The organism is uncultured Chitinophaga sp., from assembly GCF_902168175.1.
Lineage (GTDB): Bacteria > Bacteroidota > Bacteroidia > Chitinophagales > Chitinophagaceae > Chitinophaga.
On sequence record NZ_CABHOU010000010.1, the window covers coordinates 92,445 to 112,215 of the forward strand.

At 47.8% G+C, this 19,771-nt stretch carries 13 protein-coding genes; 8 read left to right on the plus strand and 5 right to left on the minus strand.

The genetic code is table 11. The features are described from left to right. Window positions 1-193: 193 nt before the first annotated feature. The 5 genes from QZT80_RS01140 to uxuA all read left to right on the plus strand — a co-directional run bounded on the left by QZT80_RS01140 (window position 194) and on the right by uxuA (window position 8,411). Window positions 194-616 (plus strand): hypothetical protein, encoded by a 423-nt coding sequence (locus QZT80_RS01140; RefSeq protein WP_295116767.1) that lies wholly within the window; start codon window positions 194-196, stop codon window positions 614-616. A 356-nt stretch (window positions 617-972) separates the two neighbouring features. Further along, the gene (locus QZT80_RS01145) at window positions 973-2,241 is read left to right on the plus strand and encodes a Gfo/Idh/MocA family oxidoreductase (protein WP_295116769.1); all 1,269 of its coding nucleotides are present in this window, start codon (window positions 973-975) and stop codon (window positions 2,239-2,241) included. Between the two features lie 39 nt (window positions 2,242-2,280). Then, entirely contained in the window at window positions 2,281-5,670 is a 3,390-nt protein-coding gene (locus tag QZT80_RS01150) for a family 16 glycoside hydrolase (RefSeq protein WP_295116771.1), read from the plus strand. Between the two features lie 206 nt (window positions 5,671-5,876). Next, window positions 5,877-7,127 (plus strand): DUF4147 domain-containing protein, encoded by a 1,251-nt coding sequence (locus QZT80_RS01155; protein WP_295116773.1) that lies wholly within the window; start codon window positions 5,877-5,879, stop codon window positions 7,125-7,127. Window positions 7,128-7,238: 111 nt separating this feature from the next. Continuing rightward, a complete protein-coding gene (gene uxuA, locus QZT80_RS01160) occupies window positions 7,239-8,411 on the plus strand; it encodes a mannonate dehydratase (protein ID WP_295116774.1) in 1,173 nt (390 codons plus the stop codon). A gap of 194 nt (window positions 8,412-8,605) precedes the next feature. Here the strand turns inward: uxuA and QZT80_RS01165 are convergent, their stop codons facing one another. Genes QZT80_RS01165 through QZT80_RS01175 form a run of 3 tightly spaced genes read right to left on the minus strand, consistent with a single transcriptional unit; the run spans window position 8,606 to window position 12,509 of the window. After that, the gene (locus tag QZT80_RS01165) at window positions 8,606-9,889 is read right to left on the minus strand and encodes a TolC family protein (RefSeq protein WP_295116776.1); all 1,284 of its coding nucleotides are present in this window, start codon (window positions 9,887-9,889) and stop codon (window positions 8,606-8,608) included. A gap of 36 nt (window positions 9,890-9,925) precedes the next feature. Continuing rightward, on the minus strand, window positions 9,926-11,506 hold the full coding sequence (locus QZT80_RS01170; protein ID WP_295116778.1) for a DHA2 family efflux MFS transporter permease subunit: 1,581 nt from the start codon (window positions 11,504-11,506) through the stop codon (window positions 9,926-9,928). A gap of 4 nt (window positions 11,507-11,510) precedes the next feature. Further along, on the minus strand, window positions 11,511-12,509 hold the full coding sequence (locus QZT80_RS01175; protein ID WP_295116779.1) for an HlyD family secretion protein: 999 nt from the start codon (window positions 12,507-12,509) through the stop codon (window positions 11,511-11,513). Window positions 12,510-12,723: 214 nt separating this feature from the next. On the opposite strand from QZT80_RS01175, the gene QZT80_RS01180 reads away from it, so the two are divergent. Beyond that, window positions 12,724-13,194 carry a MarR family winged helix-turn-helix transcriptional regulator gene (locus QZT80_RS01180; RefSeq protein WP_295116781.1) on the plus strand — a complete coding sequence of 157 codons (471 nt, stop codon included), beginning with the start codon at window positions 12,724-12,726 and terminating at the stop codon, window positions 13,192-13,194. A 149-nt stretch (window positions 13,195-13,343) separates the two neighbouring features. Here QZT80_RS01180 and QZT80_RS01185 read toward each other — a convergent pair whose 3' ends face one another. Together QZT80_RS01185 and QZT80_RS01190 are read right to left on the minus strand one after the other, a co-directional pair. Continuing rightward, entirely contained in the window at window positions 13,344-16,022 is a 2,679-nt protein-coding gene (locus QZT80_RS01185) for a CHAT domain-containing protein (protein WP_295116783.1), read from the minus strand. A 91-nt stretch (window positions 16,023-16,113) separates the two neighbouring features. Beyond that, complete coding sequence (locus QZT80_RS01190) at window positions 16,114-18,111, minus strand: PKD domain-containing protein (protein ID WP_295116785.1); 1,998 nt, start codon at window positions 18,109-18,111, stop codon at window positions 16,114-16,116. A 306-nt stretch (window positions 18,112-18,417) separates the two neighbouring features. On the opposite strand from QZT80_RS01190, the gene QZT80_RS01195 reads away from it, so the two are divergent. Both QZT80_RS01195 and QZT80_RS01200 read left to right on the plus strand, forming a co-directional pair. Next, window positions 18,418-19,002, plus strand: a complete 585-nt coding sequence (locus QZT80_RS01195) for a sigma-70 family RNA polymerase sigma factor (protein WP_295116787.1) — start codon at window positions 18,418-18,420, stop codon at window positions 19,000-19,002. After that, window positions 18,999-19,727, plus strand: a complete 729-nt coding sequence (locus QZT80_RS01200; protein WP_295116789.1) for a hypothetical protein — start codon at window positions 18,999-19,001, stop codon at window positions 19,725-19,727. The genes QZT80_RS01195 and QZT80_RS01200 overlap by 4 nt, the downstream gene beginning before the upstream one ends. Window positions 19,728-19,771: the final 44 nt, after the last annotated feature.

Sequence of the window (19,771 nt, forward strand, 5' to 3'; positions counted from 1 at the left end):
CATTAACACCTCACAGGTATACGACGGCCACTGTAAAACCGTCTTTCTCTGCCGGGAAAGTCACCGGCCTCTCAACTTATGCACTAGAAGTGTTAAATTTAACAAAACATTGAGCGTATCGCATAACGTTTAAGTATAAATTTTACGAATGGTATTAAAGTTGATGCGATATCAGTACATAATAACGCCTTTTATGAAAAAGATACTCTATCCGGGACTGCTTGTGGTTTTCATGCTTGTTTTATCCTCCCTGCCAGGCCAGGCGCAGGACGCTCCAAAAAACAAAGAACACAAGAGCGCCTCCGCCAAAGCAGACAAGTTAAGTGACAAGATCGACAAGGAACTCAATCTCAGCACAGAACAAAACAAAAAGATCCACGCCATTAACCAGGACATCGGCCTGCGCCGCGACGCGATCAAACGTGATTCTACCATCGACAAAAAACAAAGACTAACAAAAGTAAAAACACTGGATGCCGAGCGCAGCCAGCGCTTTAAAACCGTACTAACCGCCGAACAGTATAAAAAGTGGAATGACTGGGAAATGAAGAAGAAGGAAAAGCTGGAAGCCAAAATGGACAAAAAACAGGATAAAAAACTATCCAAGCAGAAATAAGATACAGGCCGCTTTTACCCAAAGGCGGCTTTTCTTTTTTATCGCTGTAACCTTTTAGCGCCAAACAGGCTCTTTAAATACAGGCTACGGTACTTCCAGGCGCCCGCAACATGCCGACAGATATCCTAAAAGCATCTACACAGGCATATGCGCCTGTTTCACGTAGAAGCTCGCTCCCGCAACATCAACATTAAGTGAAACACTTCTCATAAAACACCGATCAGCATCCTTTTTACCAGGATTTAAAATTTTAGGATGAAGGGTAAACAGCCGGCAAAAGATATTTGTATCTTGGCGCGCAGGGTGTTTATCCTTTATTGTGTAATCTATTTCCTAATTCATTTCCAAATATTGCAATGGAATCAAACAACAATTCTTCCAGGAGGTCCTTCCTGAAAAATTCGCTTGGAGCTTTTGCCGCGTTTACGATCGTGCCAAGGCACGTACTCGGCCGTGGTTATATTGCGCCCAGCGACCAGCTTACCAAAGGTATTATTGGCGTTGGCGCCATGGGACGCGGGCATATTAAATATGCAGGCACCCGCGTAGTAGCGATGTGTGATGTAGATCGTAGCCATCTTAACACCGCCCTCGGCATGGTAGAGAAAGGAGTAAAAGCCTTTTCCGACTACCGCGAACTGATCCAGTTGCCGGAAGTAGACATCGTACACATTGCCACTCCTCCACACTGGCATGGTATTATGGCTGCCGATGCCGCCCGTGCCGGTAAAGACATCTGGTGCGAAAAACCAATGACCCGCACCATTGGTGAAGGTAAAAGGGTGCTGGAAGCAGTGCAACAACACGGCCGCATCTTCCGCCTTAATACCTGGTTCCGTTTCGAAGACCGCTTTTACGGAATGGGCACTACTGTTAAACCCATCCGCAAACTGGTAGAAAGTGGTTTACTGGGATGGCCTTTGAAGATCACAGTAGGCAAACACACCGGCTTTGACTGGAAATTTTACTGGGTAGGAAAAACCAATCTTCCAACACAGCCCGTACCGGCCGATCTGGATTATGATATGTGGTTAGGCCCTGCACCCTTCCGCCCGTACACCTCACATCGCGTACACCAAACCTTCCGTGGTTATTGGGACTACGATGGTGGTGGCCTCGGCGATATGGGACAACACTACCTCGACCCGGTTCAGTACATCTTAGGGAAAGATGATGAAAGCCCTGTATCTGTAGAAGTGGATGCACCTGAACAACATACGGATGCCGTTGGCACCTGGAGGAGAATTACCTACACTTATGCAGATGGTTGCCAGATTGTGCTCGACGGAGAAGGTAAAGACGAAAAAGCAGCGTACATAGAAGGTCCTAATGGTAAACTATACCCAGGTTTTAAATCCACCATCCCCGATCTGGAAAAGAAACTGGCCGCCTTCCCGGATCCGCAGCCACAGGTTACAGATTTTGTGGAAGCAGTTAAAGGACGTAAGAAATTTGCTTTAAATGAAGAAAACGGTCACCGCTCCTGCACCATTGTAAATATGGGTAAAATAGCACTTCAACTCGGCCGTTCCCTGAAATTCGATCCCATAAAGCAGGAGTTTGTGGGCGACGAAGGTGCCAACAGGCTTATAGACCAGCCGATGCGTGGTCCCTGGAGCATTTAAAACATCATCAACGTTACATTCTTTTAGCATTCAACGATCATGAAGAGATTATCCACACTTATTATAGCCGGTTTCGCTGCCTTTAGCAGCGTGCAGGCGCAAGCCCCGGCCGACCAGCGTGCAACGTCCACCCGCATAGCGGATGTGTTGCAACAAATGCCGGCGCCAAACAGCACAAAGTTTAACGCCAGCATGAAAGAAATCGCCGCCCTCGGCGAATCCGGTATAAAGGAAATGGTATCGATGCTGTCACCCGAAGGCAAGGGAGACAATACCAACCTGCAATATGCGATTGGAGGTTATTCTGCTTATGTAATGCAGGCAGGCAAAGAGCAGGAACGCAACATTGCCGTGCGGGCTTATGCCGCCGCCCTGCCCTTACTGGCCAACAATGAGCTGCGCGATTTTTTAATAGATCAACTGCGACTTATTGGTAACAATGACGCCGTGCCAGTACTCACCACCTATCTTAAAACAGAACGCCTTACTGATCCTGCTGCAAGAGCGCTGGTAGTGATTAACACGCCCGATGCGCAAAAGGCAATGGCGGATGCGTTGGGAAGTGCAGATGGTAAAGCAAAGATCACCATTATAGAGGCGCTGGGCGACAGTCGCAATAAAACGGCAGCAGCAAATATTCAGCCCACCGCTACTTCCGCCGATCTGTCACTTCGTAAGGCAAGTCTGTACGCCCTTGCCAATATAGGCGACGAGCGTTCGGCTTCCATACTTCGTGATCAGGCGGCTAAAAGCGGCTATACATTTGATGTTACTAACGCTACCTCTTCGTACCTGCTGTATATTAAAACAGTGGCCGCGAATGGCAATGCAACCCTTGCAGCCAACCTGGCCAGTGAGCTATGGAAGAGCGCTAAAACGGTGTATACACGTACAGCCGCCCTCAAATTATTATCCGATATACAGCCAGACAAAAGCGTGAGTCTTCTGACAGCCGCTGCTACCGATAAAGATGCACAATACCGTGCTGCGGCACTGAAGTTCGCTGCTGCAAACACAAGCGATGCCGCGATCGCGCAGTGGACTAAAACCTATGCAAAAGCAGGCAGCGATGCTAAAGCAGGCATACTTGGCTTACTGGGGACCTCTCAGCACAAAGCCGCCCTGCCTGTTATTACTGCTGCTATAAAAGATAAGGATATCAAAGTAAAACTCGCCGCCATTAAAGCTGCGGGGCTTTCTACCGACGGCAGTACTGTACCGGCATTGCTGGATGTAATAAAGAAAGGTGATAGCAGTACAGTGGAGGCAGCACAAAATGCATTGATGGTGATTAAGGGCGAGCAGTTGGCCGCACAGGTAGCTGCAGCTATTCCGCAAGCATCGCCTGCCGCCCAGACTGCGCTCGTTCAAGTACTTGCTGCCCGCAAAGCCAATAACGAGGCCGCAGCAGTATGGCCTTTGCTGAAGAGTAATAACGGTACTGTTAGCAAAGCAGCGTTCGAAGCATTACCTGCCATTGCCGATAAAGACCAGTTACCACAACTCCTCAACTTACTACCTGTCGCAGATGCGGAAGCGTTGCCACATGTACAATCTGCGATCATCGCTGCGCTTAGCAGCACCAGCCAGGCAGATGCAATTAACATAGTACAGACAGAAATGAAGAAAGCACCTGCCGATAAACAGTCCCGCTATTTCAAAGTACTCTCAGGCATTGGTGGAAATGGCGCATTGATCACGATTAAAGATGCATTTGCCAAAAGCACAGATGTAAACGCGAAAGTGGCAGCTATGGCTGCACTCGCGAACTGGAAAGATGCATCCGCTGCCAGCAGTTTGCTTAACATCGCAAAGGAAAACAAAGACTACACGGATGCTGCTTTAACAAGCTACGCAAAAATGGTGGGCAGTTCTGCTTACACAGCCGATCAGAAGTTCCTGCTACTCCGCGACGGAATGGAAGTGGCTACTACCAATGCACAGCAGGCGGCCATATTGAAAGAAATAGAGAAATGCAAAGTATTCCCGGCACTTGTATTTGCCGGTAAATATTTGGACAAAGAAGGTGTACAGCAGGCCGCCGCCAGTGCGGTGGCGAGTATTGCGCTTTCTAATAAAAACTTCAACGGTGCCGAAGTTCGTTCGCTGCTGGAAAAAGTATTAAAGGTGTTGAAAGGGCAGGATAGCGATTACCAGAAAGAAGCGATCCGTAAACACCTGTCAGAAATGCCGGCAGGCGAAGGCTTAGTAGCCATTTTTAATGGTAAAGACCTCAGCGGCTGGAAAGGGCTCGTTGCTAATCCTGTTGCACGCGGTAAAATGGACACTAAACAACTGGCTGCTGCACAAAAGAAAGCAGATAGCGCTATGTTGAAAGGATGGAGTGTTAAAGACGGCCTGCTGGTATTTAATGGTCATGGCGATAACCTTTGCACCGTTAAAAAGTACGGCGACTTCGAAATGTATGTCGACTGGAAAATTACACCGGAAGGCGATGCAGGCATTTACCTGCGCGGTACACCACAGGTGCAAATTTGGGATACCTCCCGCGTGAGCGTTGGCGCACAGGTAGGTTCAGGCGGTTTATACAACAACCAGAAGAACCCTTCTAAACCTCTAGTGGTAGCCGACAATGCAATTGGCGAATGGAACAACTTCCATATCATTATGAAAGGTGACCGTGTAACTGTTTATCTCAACGGTGTACTGGTGACAGACAACGTGATACTCGAAAACTACTGGGACCGCGGCCTTCCCATCTTCCCTGAAGAGCAGTTGGAACTACAGGCACACGGCACGTACGTGGCCTACCGCGACATTTACGTACGTGAAATTCCACGTCCAAAACCATTTACATTAAGCGAACAGGAAAAGAAAGAAGGTTTCCGCGTATTGTTCGACGGTACCAATATGCATAGCTGGACAGGTAACACAACCGACTATGTGATGGAAGATGGCGATATGGTAATTTACCCTTCCAATGGAGGTAAAGGCAACCTTTATACCAAAGACGAGTTCAGCGACTTCGTTTACCGTTTTGAATTCCAGCTTACACCGGGCGCCAACAACGGTTTGGGTATACGCACTCCATTGGAGGGCGATGCAGCTTATGTAGGCATGGAACTACAGATACTCGATAACGATGCAGACATTTATAAGAACCTGCAGATTTACCAGTACCACGGATCTGTGTATGGTATTATCCCTGCGAAAAGAGGTGCGCTTAAACCAATGGGCGAATGGAATTACCAGGAAGTAGTAGCACAGGGTAACAAAATCAAGATCACCCTGAATGGTACGGTTATCCTGGATGGCGACATTGCAGAAGCCAGCAAAAATAACACAGCAACAGCCGACCACAAACCGCATCCGGGCTTACTTAATAAGAAAGGCCATATAGGTTACCTGGGTCATGGTGCAGTGGTACGTTTTAGAAATATCAGGGTGAAAGAGTTGAAATCGAAATAATAGTTTTAAATTAGTAGTGACCGGGCTCGCCTTTTTTTTGCGGGCCCGGTTTTTTTTTGCCATGTATACACCGGGCCACGCACAAGATCCTTTACAGTAAAGCACTTTAAAAAAGTGAACATGGGCCAAATGATGGTATACACACCGCCACTGCCGCAATGAGCTATTGAATTGTCAAACGCTTGCAATATTCTTAACTTTCAGACATGCACCACGCCATATCCATATTTAACGCTGCCATTAAAGCCGTACAGCCACAACAGTTTATTCCCCGCTGCATGCAATGGAAAGATGGTTTATACATTGATGGGAAGAAGATAGATTTTGCCGGGCGGCTGTTAGTAGTCGCTGTGGGTAAGGCTGCTGCCGCCATGGCATCGGAAACGGAAAAGGTATTAAATGAGCATATAAATGGCGGGCTTGTAGTTACCAAGTATAAACACGCGCTGCCGCTGAAACATTTACAGATCATTGAAGCGGGACACCCGTTACCGGATGAGAACAGCGTGTTAGCTGCGACTAAGGTTAAAGAGCTGTTAGATGATTTACAGGAAAACGACCTGGTGATCGTGCTGATATCCGGAGGCGCCTCTGCTTTGCTAACCGATTTACCGGACGGCGTTACGCTGGAGATACTGAAGGAAATAGCGGACAAACTGATCAAAAGTGGAGCTGACATCGCTGAAATAAATACTGTTCGTAAACACCTTTCGGATTTAAAAGGTGGCGGACTGGCCAAAATGGCTTTCCCAGCCAAACTGTACTCCTTGATCCTTTCCGATGTGGTGGGCAACAATCCCGATGTAATCGGATCGGGACTAACCGTTCCGGATACTTCAACAATGGCAGCAGCGCTTAACATCATGGAGAAACATCAGCTTGCAACTTACCAGCACCTTATTAAGGAAACACCCAAACCCGGCGAAGAAATATTCCACAACAGTCATTATTTACTGGCAGCCACCAACGAAGTAGCGCTGGATGCAGCGAAGCGCGAGGCCGAAAAATTGGGGTATCATACAATCATATTAACCAGCGCCGCCAGCGGTTTGGTGCAAGACCTGAGCATGGAACTAGTGCAGCAGGCTATCCAGTATAAAGGCCCAATGCCCGCCTGCCTGCTCATGGGAGGCGAAAGCACTGTACAGGTTACTGGTAAGGGAAAAGGAGGACGCAACCAGCAATTTGCACTACAGGCAGGCATTGCACTTCAGGGTCATCCTGGCATCACTATTTTATCCGGCGGCACCGACGGTACAGACGGCCCTACCGATGCCGCAGGAGCCATGATGAACACTGTTATTATGCAGGAAGCTGCTGCGTTGAGAAGGGATGCAGCGACCTGTCTTGCCAACAATAACGCCTATCACTTCTTTGAAAATACCAGCGGCCATATCATGACAGGACCAACGCAGACCAATGTAATGGATGTGATGCTCGCCCTTATTAAATCGTAAACTACTTGCGGCCATTAACAGCCTTTTTACGTTTTGGCACTTGGTATTACCAGTTTTGATTCTATTTTTGGGGTTCGAAGCCTTTTTTAAAGCGTTAAACTGTTTTTTAGCATGTTGAGAATGGAACAAACCTGGCGCTGGTTCGGCCCTAAAGACCCTGTTAGCTTGGCAGACATCAGGCAGGCAGGGGCTACCGGCATCGTAACCGCGCTCCACCATATACCTAACGGAACCGTATGGACGAAAGAAGAAATTACCAAACGTAAACAGGATGTGGAAGCGGCCGGCCTTACCTGGTCGGTAGTAGAAAGCATACCGGTACACGAAGACATTAAAACACAAACCGGCAAATTCAAGGAATATATTAAAGTATACCAGCAAAGCATCCGCAACCTGGCGGCTTGCGGTATCAATATAGTTACTTACAACTTCATGCCCGTATTGGACTGGACGCGTACCGACCTGGCCTTTGAGGTGGAAGATGGCTCTAAAGCACTGCGTTTCGACAAAGCAGCTTTTATGGCCTTCGACCTGTTTATGTTGCAACGCCCAGGTGCAGAGAATGATTATCCGGAAGAGGAGATTTCCCGGGCGAAAGAGCTGTTCGACAGTATGGCGGATGAGGACAAACAGAAACTACAGTCTAATATCATCGCCGGCCTGCCTGGCTCTGAGGAAAGCTTTACCCTGCAACAATTCCAGGCTGCACTGGATAAATATAAAGACATCGACGCTATCAAATTAAAACTCCACCTCTTCTACTTCCTGCAACAGATCGTGCCGGTAGCGGAAGAAGTAGGCGTAAAACTGGCTATACATCCCGACGATCCTCCGTTCCCTATCCTTGGTTTGCCAAGGGTGGTAAGCACCGAGCAGGATGCCCGGGAACTGCTGGGTACGATCATCTCCCCTGCTAATGGTCTTTGCTTCTGCACCGGCTCTTATGGCGTGCGTGAAGATAACGACCTGCCAGGTATGGTAGAACGCCTCGGCGAGCATATACACTTTATTCACCTGCGCGCTACTAAACGTGATGCACTGGGCAACTTCTATGAAGCCAACCACCTGGAGGGCGATGTAGATATGTACGCGGTTATAAAAGCCATCGTCCAAACCATGAACAAACGCCAGGTATCCATCCCTATGCGGCCCGATCATGGTCACCAGATGCTGGATGATCTGAATAAAAAGACCAACCCTGGTTATAGCGCTATCGGCCGCCTGCGTGGCCTCGCCGAGTTGCGTGGACTGGAGCTGGGTATCGTAAGAAGTCTAGGTAAATAAATAAACGAGTTATATCAGGAAGCCCGTGAATTAGTGTTCACGGGCTTTCTTATGCCCTTAAAAGAAATGTGGCGATGTATTCCGTTGGCAAGCTTTAAGCGGACTTGCTCTATGGCATTTTTAACTGGGCACAAAGAAGCCCCGGCATAGAAACACCGGGGCCATAAAACACACTACGAAAACAAAAACAAATCCTATTTCCAGAATTGATTGCCGTTCAGATGTAACAACTCCAGGCTAGAGGCCGATAACTGATATTGATATTGAATCTTTGACAACTGAGCTTCCAGTAATGAAGTTTGTGCGTTCTGCAGATCGAGATATGTGATCACCCCGTTCTTGTAACGCGATTGTGCAAGCTGCAGCGCTCTATCCGCCTGTTTCAACAACACATCTGCAGTTTGCAATTTTTCGCGGTTCGTTTGAATATCGGAGTTCTGCTGAGCAATCTCTTTCCTCACATTATCCATTACACCTTCCGTATTCCACTTAGCCACTTCCACCTGCTTACTAGCGATATTCTCCTGAAGTTTGTTTCTTTTACCATTAAATATGGGCACCGCCAGGCTAACACCTGCGTTATAGTTCCATTTCGGTGTATTCACATCTGGCAAAAAGCCATTCTTTACACCTGTTTGCGCATCGAGGTACAGTGAGGGCGTGAAATCTCTTTTTACAGATTTGAGTTCCAGCTCGGCCACTCGTTCTCTTTCCAATGATGTTTTGATAGCAGCATTATTGGTCAGCGCAATAGTATCTGCAACCAGTACCGGCTGTGATTCGGGCCATCTGAAATCGGCTTTGATGCCTGACTGATCTTTAGCACCGGTTAGGTATTGCATATTCGCCACCTGTTTTTCCAGTGCGTTGCGGTAGTCGATTTTACGATTGCGGTAAGTTTCCAGTTTAACCTGGGTGTTCAGCAATTCAAGATCAATCGCATCGCCATTCTTTAATCGTTGCTGCACAATTTTTTCTGTTTCTTCCAGCAGTTTGATGTTTGCATCCTGCACATCAATGTTGTTACGCAGGTAGGCAATGTTAAGGTATACGCCCGCTACCTGGTAAGCCAGTTGTTCCCGGGCCTCGTCGGTTTGCATGTTCAGCAGGTTCTGCTCGCCTCTGGATTTTGAAATTTCGGCACCGGTTTTACCAAAGTCGAGTAACAGCTGGCGGCCACTTACACCTACGTTTACATTCTCTGAAGGAAAAGGCTGAAAAGAGGCGTCGCCCAGACTGAGTTTTGGTGCCGGGTAAAGGTGCGTGTAAGAAGCAACACCATTTACCTGTGGCATACGTTCTGTTTTGGTAAGATCGGTCCTGTCGGCCGCAATACGCTGCTGCGTTGCCAGCGCTTTAATTTGCGCATAGTGTTCGAACGACAGGTTTACCAGCGTTTGCAGATCTGCAGGGGCCTGTTGGGCGTGCAGTGCGGAGTAGCTGGCAAGTATGAGTATAGAAAGAAATATCTTTTTCATTTTTTATTCAGTTTTCGCCCTTCGGCGGATTTAAGGTTAGTGTGCGTGTTCGCTCGCCTCTTTCATGGCAGCGGCGCTTACACTTTTCTTTTTCACGAAGAACATAATCGGCAGGATGCATACGAAGAAGAATCCTACAAAACGGAACGCATCCAGGTAGGTGAGAATGTAGGCGTGTTTTTCAACGGTACTATTCAACATTCCCCATCCTGCCTTCATCGCGTCTATTGCATTTACACCTTTGGCGATTAACGCGTTGGCGTACTGGTTCACTCGCTCTGTAGCTACCGGGTTGTCGGCATTTACATAAGTGCGAAGCTGTTCACGGTGTACGGCAAAGTTGTTGGCTACGTACGTGTTCATATAAGCAATACCGAAAGCGCCACCCAGCTGCCTAAGCATGTTATTGATGGCAATACCCTGTGGCATTTCACGCGGCGTAAGTCCAGACACTGCCTGGTTAGTTAACGGTACGCTTAAGGTAGCAGAACCAAGCCCCCTGAGCAATAAAGGCCAGAAGAAGAAGGCAACACCTGCCTCGGGACTTGCAGTTGACATCCAGAAACAGAAGATCGCGAACATGATAAAACCAGCTGTGATCAGGTATTTCGGAGGCACACCGCGTTGTATCTGTTTACCAACGATGGGCATTGCTATAGCTGCCAGTAAGGCACCCGGTAACAGCGATTCACCTGTAAGTACCGCCGTAAAGCCCATCACACGCTGCATCCAAACCGGGTACACGAACATCGAGCAGTAAATACCCATCCCCATCACGAACGTTAATACCGTTGTTAGGGCCAATGTCCGGTTTTGTAATACCCGGAGGTTTACCGCGGGCGACTTTGTTTTAAGTTCCCACCAGATAAAGCCGATGAATGAAACCGCCGCCACAATAGTAAGTACGGTGATATGCGGAGCCTGGAACCAGTCTTCGGACTGACCTTTTTCAAGAATGTACTGTAAAGAACCTACCCACAACATCAATGTAATGATCCCTATCCAGTCGATGTGGATCGATTTACGATCGATGTTATACTCGTGTTCCTGTTTATCTATGTAGTTAAACACCAGGAAAGCAGCGATAATACCTACGGGCACGTTGATGTCGAATATCAGTGACCAATGGAAGTTCTCTACAATGTAACCACCAAGTGTAGGGCCAATGGTTGGGCCGATAATTACACCCATCCCAAAAATGGCGGATGCCGTTGGCCGTTCACTGATCTCGAACGTATCGAACAGGATGGATTGCGATGTGGATAACAGCGCGCCGCCGCCTATGCCCTGTATAAAACGGTAGGCTACCAGTTCCCATAGGGAGTGGGCGTTACCGCACATGAACGAGGATACAGTGAATATGATGATGGAGAAAAAGTAATAGTTCTTTCGCCCGAAATACGAGGCGAGAAAGCCGGTTAAGGGGATAATGATCACGTTGGCAATAGCGTAGGCGGTCACTATCCAGGAAGCATCTTCAATGGTAGCCCCAAGGTTACCACTGATCTGCGAAAGGGCCACGTTCACAATCGTAGTGTCTATCAGCTCCAGCATGGTTGCTGATATCACCGTTGCAACGATGATCCATTTTTTGAAACCTTTGGGTTTAAGTGACATACTATTAATATTTTATAGCTACTTCTACACTAAGACCGGCACGGAGCTTTTCCGCATATTTGTCTGCATCGTTAAGTTGGATCTTAACGGGCACACGCTGTACGATCTTAACGAAGTTGCCCGTAGCGTTGTCGGGAGGCAACAAAGAGAATTTTGCACCGGTTGCCTGTGATATTTCCACCACTTTACCGGTCAGTTTATCGGCATAACCGTCGATTTCGATTTCGGCTTCCTGGCCCAGTTTAATGTTGGGGAGCTGGGTTTCTTTGAAGTTGGCAATGATATAAAAGCCTTTACCGTCTACCACGGTGAACAGGTTCTGTCCTGCCTGTACGTATTGACCCGGCTCTATCGGCTTTCTACCGATTTTACCATTGGCGGGCGCCAATACATGGGTATAAGAGAGTTTTAATTTTGCCTGATCGATCACTGCTTTTTTGCTGGCAACGATCGCTTCTGCCTGTTTTATCTTGCTGGCCGCTACGTTAATGCCGGCTTTCGACAGTTCAATCTGGTCGAGCGCAGCCTGGTAAGTCTTATCATTTGTAAGACTGTTGGCTTTTGTATCGTCCAGTTGGCGATTGGTGATGGCCTGGTCGTTGAACAGGTTTTGGTCGCGGTGAAGGTCTGCTGTAGATTTATCTTTTTTAACTAAAGATACCTGCGCATTGGTTTGCGACATTTTAAGTGTCGCGGTTGCATTGGTCATAGAAGCCTTTGCTGTTTCGAGGTCGGCCAGGGCCTGTGCGTAACCTGCCTCTGCTTCCTGGAGGGCAATGTTGTACTCCTCATCGTCGATCACTACCAGGGTATCTCCCTTTTTAACGGTCCCAAAATCCTGTATGTTCAGTGATTTAACGTAACCAGAAACCCTGGTAATAACCGGGGCGGCGTGACCTTCTATCTGGGCGTTGTCGGTGGTTTCGTGATGACTGGCGTACATCCATTTATTTACGCCAAACGCTGCACCAGCAATAAGTATCACGATAAATACGATGCGCATAACTAACTTCCCTTTACGAGGATTTGCGCTGGTTGTTGTTTCCATTTTGTTCTGAATTTGTATGTGCGTGTTTACAAGCACAAAGGTAAACCTAGTTTACCAATTCGACAAACAGGTTGACTATATTTTAATTTAATTTTAATTTTGTGGGAGAACGCAACCGATTTTAGTATGTTGCGGGATAAGCGAGCAGTACACCATTAAACAAATTGACATGGAATCTACCCGGGACAAGAAAATACAGAGCATCATTGAACAGCGCTCCAGGAGCCTGATCAGACTGGTGAGCCTGCTGAAAAAGGATATTGAGGTAAGGCTGATGGAGAAGATTCACGCCCTTGGATATGAGAACTTTAAGATGGGCGATATGGTATGCCTGGCGAATGTGTCAGTAGATGGCACCATCAACAATGAACTGGCTAAAAAAGCCCGTATTACGAAGCAGGCGATGAGTAAAGTGGTAAAAAACCTGGAGAATGATGGTTATATCTACACTAAAAAGCACGAAACTGATAACAGGGCCACCGTTATCTTCCTGACCGACCGTGGGAAGGACCTGGCTATTGATGCATTCGGGTGTGTAAAGGAGATCCAGGAATCGTATACCAGTATTATCGGAGAACAAGACGCTGATAAGTTGAAGGAAATACTTACAAAGTTGCTGACAGAACTGGAAATTTTATAAATAACTAATTGATTAGCAATAAAAAGACGTAATAACTACAGCTAATTCCCGTTACACGCCACTTATTTACTCCCGACACTCATTAAATGTAACCTCCCCACTGCGGTATGCGATGTAATACGGCTGGGCGGCTTATGTTTTAAAACAGATCATCCGGCCCGTTTTATTTCCTCCTTCAATGCACGTTCCTCCCGCTTATGACGGAATATATACCACCACGTAAGTCCACCTGCCACAACGGATAATAGTAGTACTTCGAGCCAGTAGTTTAACACTGTCCTGGTTTTTGGAGTCAGTATGGTAATGGCATGATGATGCCCTGCGTATGTAAGTCCTGCCCAATAATAAGGAAGCTTTAATAGTTGATTATCATGCTTTTGTTGCAGCCACGCGGTTTTAGCAGCATGTAATGCACTTAAAGGGCTTTCGGCCGTTTGCAACTGTTGGTAAAAATTTCCGGTGATGGCTGCGGCTGTTTCATCGTGTACATTCCAAAGCCCTGCTACGATCCCGCCGGCTCCCGAAGCCGCAAATTCCCTCGCCAGGCTAATGATCCCTTCTCCCTCGGCCAACATTCCATCGCCCGTGCGGCATGCACTTAACACTACCAGCCTTGGCCTGAAATGCAAACCATACAGTTCGAACAGGAAAAATTGTCCATCGGCCAGTTCCAGTAATGGTAAACCCTGTTCGCCCTGCAATGCAGCATGTGTACCCAGATGTAATACAGAAGCCTGACTGAAGCTGGCCTTGAAGTTGGCCAATGTAGCCTGTTCTTCCCTAAAATATTTACCCCTTGCCGTGCGGCTCACTGCCTCATACTCTTTCTCCACAGCCAGTATTGGAGCGTCATTTTTTGCACTTCGTGCGATGAAGAAACCGGTGACCGAAGCTGGATTGCCCTGCGGTTGCTCTTGCTGCTGCAACCAGGTTTCCAGCGAGTAAGCCAGGCCTGTAGGCGACTGCTTTAACAGAAAGGGCCATCGTTCTATATTGGTGCTAAACTTCTCATCAGTTACCAGGGCATCGAAAGGCAAGTAGCCCAACCAGCCGTCTGGTATAATCAGGCAGCGTTTTGCATTTACGGGCTTTTGCCAGGTCCACTGATAAATATGATAAGCAGCCTGGTAATACTTTTCCGGAGCATTGATCATCGCCTTTGGGCCATTGCGGAACCAGGTTGTTACAAAGGCCTCTATCTCCCGCTGCTTCACCGTACCACTATCCAACCGCCTGATATCCGAAATACCGTTGCGATCGAGGTCGATGATGAAGATGTATTTATTACCTGCAAAGAATTCCTTCACGGCAGTACCTTCCGGTATTTGGGAATAGATGTGTTGAACATGCTGCGGGGCCTGCACGTAAAGCATTGGGTATTTCGTTTTCAATGTTTCCTGCAACAGTGATAACTCGAACGACAACTCCTTTTCTTCTGCATTCAGTTTCCTGCCCTGCAAAGCGGCTTCGCGTTCGTAGTAGGCAATGGCCTGCATCAGCCGGCGTTGCTTTACCAGCATGGGGTCAGCAGACTGCAACCTGCTATATTGCAGGTTTGTCCATAACTCTTCCATCAGCGTTTGCGCTTTGCTCATTTCGGCGATGTCCAGCAGTGTATTGGCGTAGGTTTTATCGCCTGTCTGTGTATACAAATCATAACTCAGCTCCATCGCCGTTTCGGCGCGGCCGCGGCTTTGCTGCTGGTGTAACATGCGGGTGCTGCGACTAAAGAACTCGCGGCGCAACTTTCTTTCAACCGTAAAAGTGAGCAACAGGTATTGTAACGCGAGTGACTTATTGCCTTGCTGTAAAAGGGCACGTGCCTTACCTTCCAGCGCATCTATCAACATAAACTCTCCATATAAGGCTGCGGTGTCGGGTAGATGTGCGGGCACATAACCGGGAAGCAACATCGTCAGGGCTTTATCGAATTGCTGTAGGCCTTTTGTGGACTCGCCTGTTTCTAAATATGTGCTGCCGGTTTTCACCATCAGCCTGGCTCTTTCTCTTTTTCGTCCTCCTTTGTAGTGCTTGTTAAGTATGTTTAAAGCCTGACTGTAAGCTTGTAATGCCTTCTGCGGTTCGTGCGCACGTAATGCAACATTGCCGGCTACCTGGTAAGCAGAACTGAGCCAGTATTGCGTATTCTCTTCAGCCTTTGCCTGTCGCAGCACGACAATTGCTTTTTCTACATGATAGCGGGAGCTGTCGGGCAATTGTGTTTCGTAGTAAATATCTGCCAGTGTTGCATGCAGCAAACCGGCAATACCTGTGCCTGCTGGTGCATGTTGCAAACCCAGTAGTGCATATCGTTTAGCCTCGACATACTGCTCCTGCATCTGCGCGGCTACAGCCAGGTTACTACAGGCACCGGCAATGCCCCGTGCATCTTTACGTTCCTGGGCTATACGTAAACTTTTATCATGAATGAACTGCGCCCTTTCATAATCGCCCAACCGTGTATAGTTGTTACCAAGGGGCATCAGGATGAACTCCATCACATCAGTATCGGGTACTGGATCGTCGTAGTAATAACGGTAAGCTGTTTCGTAAGCCTGGATGGATGGGATAATATGGCCGGTGTAAAGCTGGTAGTAGCCCTGGTAAGTATGCAGATCAAGCCAGGCAAGGCGTTCGTCGTTGTTATGCGGTTGGCGCCAGGCGGCCGACTGGGTGGCCATTAGGAAAGATAGTCGCTCTGCGGGCTGCTTGGCGGCATAATCCATGCGGGTATATAACCATTCTTCGAGGTTATCCAACTTTTGAAAGTTGCTCAGTTCCTTTTCTATGGCAGCACTGTCCTGCGCAGTTGCCGTGCATGTATACACGCAAAACAGAACAGCTATAATTTGCCTTAAATAAGAAAGGATTTGCATTGATGACTCTTTAACCCGCCGGGCGGCAGCAGGTTAAAGATAACTAAAATCTCCAGGTTCCGTACAGGAACAGGCGACTATGGGGCTCCTCGAGATAATGCAGGTAACGTACGCCAAGCGATGGACCTACTCGCGCCATTCCAAGGTTAAGATCGGCGAACAATGCACCGTTAAAGGCCTGAAAATTCTTATGTACGGCACCATCTTTCGTTTCCAGCGACACATTTTTAGGTTCGTTCACACCTGTTTCGGTTAAATGAATCACCCGTCTGTTATACGTTTTGCTAAATGCGGTAACGCTGAACAAAGAGCCCAGGCCTACGCCCACAAAGCGGTTGATATTATAACGTACATGAATAGGCACTACATCGAACAACATCGCTGTTTTCACTTCGTACCGCTCACGGCCCCTGATCACGTATTTATTCTGACCTATAGCAGTATCGCGACCTACGCGTGATACTTCTTTCAACGTTTCGTATTTCTCGCGGAAGTTGAAATAAATCTCTGGCTGTAAGTAAATCCTGTAGGGCGAATAAGGCGAAAGTCCAAAACCTATTACCAGGTCGCGGGGGCCACGCGATGTATCAGCCGGATAACCGATACCGTAACCGGCAATTACTACCGGCGATATACCTGGTGCCCAGCGACCGGTAGAGCGGTTGGTAATAACGGGCTCGTTTTTATCGAACACGATACTTGCCTGGCTTTGGAAAGGCAACTTCTTCAAATCTTTCTGAAAACGTACCCTGTATCGCACAAAGCCTTTCGTGGAGTCGGTATCCTTTACACCATCCTGTTGCACGCCGGGCAGGTAAATATTATTAAATACAAAGAAGATGCTATCCTTGCGCACAATGGTATCGAGACAACTTTGCCTTTCGTAAGCGGAGTCGCACATCACGCATTTCGGAGCGTAATCAACAATTTCCAGCGAGCTGGCATTCAGCCGATCGGGTACGGCAACGCCTATCAATACTTTACTTGCCGGGCCTTTACCGGTGTTTTGAAATTGTACTTTATAGGTGAGTTCTTTACTTTTAGATACGAACCTGTAGTTCATGCGGCGGTTGCGCAGCTGCATGCGGTTAGGGTCGTGCGAGGCAACGATCTGCATCTCCATATCAAACTTCTCCAACGGTAATGATATATCATCGGGAACAAAGATCGTGGTGATGGTGACCATCGCGTTCGTATCCTTGATCATATCGGGAGTGGTTTGGAGAGATAAGAAGATGAACTTCTCCTCCCCTTTTTGAAGATCTTCGAAACGCCATGCCTGCTGCTCACGGAAAAGCGACTGGGTTTGCATCAGCATACCTGAAAAGGCCGTCTTCCTGGCAGGATCTATGGCAATATTGGCCGCAGGGCCATTCATCGCGTATACTTCTTCAGGGGTTATCTCATCGCCGGGCAACATGGCCAGTAAGGAGTCCATACCTGTTTTGCGTTCCTTATTGTAGGCCCGTGCTTCTGCCAGCTCGAAATTATCCTTCTTAAATTGTTTATCATTATAAAAGACCAATAACGACCCGCTGGCCTTTTGCACACCGCTTTCCATGGGATTACGGTAACCGATCACCGCTACCATTTCTTCGCCAGGCTTAGGCATGCGGTTGATCTTCATTTCCACCACACCGCCCTTTTTAAAGAAGCCCGAAGATGGCTCCGCACTGGCTACAGCAGCTTTTGTTTTCACCTTAACTCGGCGGGGTTTGCTGGTAGGCGGGCGACCATCGTCGTAGTTATTCGTGGCCCATAAGCGTAGTTCGTAATCGCCCGTGTCTTTATATACATGCACCGGATCCTTATCAAAACTAAAAGCTCCATCCCCAAACTCCCAGAAGTAAGTATAAAAGGCCTCGGGTGCGCCTGCTATCTGACGCAGGGGACGTAGCAGTGCTTTAAGGCTCGTTTTATTATCATCCTGCGTAACGGCTATTTCTGCAGGCAGCGTATCTACTTTATGCTGCGCATAAGCACCGTGGAATAAACCCGTAAACAAGAAAAGGGATATACTTACGTACAAGCGGTATAGCATGCTGCCTGGGATTTTGAGTAAAATAATACATTTCTGCCATAGTTAGCCCGGCGTAAAATGGGAAAAGTCCGGCATTACACCAGCTTTTCCCTTTATATATCGGCGGCTAACAGGATCTTCAATTGCTCACATTCCTGCGGATGTAGTTCAGCATCAGCAACACCAGGATGCAGGTAAGAAAAGTAAAAGCTACCAGTTCCATATGTGAAAATGTTTGTTTCAATAGTATATCGCCGGGCCTGGCAGAATGTTACCCCCCTTTTTATAAAAAAGTTATTAATATCTTTATTACACAGATGTTTACCGATGTCCATTCCAAAACATAAACACGAAGACCAGCGTTACCTGGATGCGTTAGTGAATAACGATACCCGGGTAATTGGAGAAATATACCATCGCTTTTCGCAGCGGGTGCGGCACTTTGTGCAGCAAAACAACGGCTCTGCCGACGATGCTGCCGATATATTCCAGGAGGCGCTGGTGGATATATATAACCAGGCCCGCTTTAAGGGGCTGGAACTCACCTGCCCGTTTGAACCGTTCCTGCTACTCATATGTAAAAGGAAGTGGCTGAACGAACTGAAGAAAAACAACCGCAGGGGGGTAACAATTGATATAGACGAGCAATCTAATATTGGTGAAGATACTTTCTTCCTGGCCGAACAACTTTGGGCGGATGGGGAAAAGACGAAACTGTTTAAAGCCATGTTTGCACAAATGGGCGAACGCTGCCAGGAAATCATTCGCTGGTCGCTAAGCAACAAACCGCAGGAGGAAGTAGCCGCCGCATTGGGTGTTACCTACGGTTACCTGCGTAAGAAGAAATCGGAGTGTATGGCCGGACTTATCGCTTCCATCAATACTAATCTTTCTAAATGGGGATTGAAATGAATGCTTTTGATCATGAACAAATAGACCGTTATCTCAGCGGCGACCTGAACGGTGAGGAACTGCGGGATTTCGAGCAACGCCTGCTCGAAGATGCCAACCTGCGCAAAGCACTGGGCACACAACGTGAACTGCAGGACACGCTGCACCGCGAACTGTTTCCCGACCAGCGCCAGCAGGCGTTTATGCAAACCCTTGCATCGCATCGCGGTTCAGTAGCCGATCAAACACAAAAACGAAGGGAACAGATACCGCGCTACGTAATAGCAGCTACGGCTATGGCTGCCATGATAGCAGGATTGCTCTTCTTTTCACCATGGCAAAAGGATCTCTACCACCAATACTCCTCTGTAGAAATGGTATCGCCAGCCGAACGTGGCGAACACAATGAAGGCCGCCTGCTTAAAGCGGTTGAGTTGTTTAACGATAAAGAATTCGCATCTGCTATACCCTTACTCGGAGAAGCCCTGACTGGCGACTCAACTAATGCTTACGCCCGCTATTACCGCGGCATTGCATTAATGGAAACCAGCCAGCTGCCCGAAGCCCGCACCGATCTGCAAAAGGTATTCGATGGCAACTCCCTGTTTAAATACGATGCTGCCTTTTACATGGCGCTTACTTATCTGAAGGAAGATGATTTTAACAATAGCCGCGTCTGGCTGCAGAAAATCCCTGAAGATGCAGCGAATTATGAAAAGGCGCAGAAGTTGCTGAACGACTTATAAACGAATGGCTGTACCTGTTGTAATATGGGTACGGCCATTCGTCT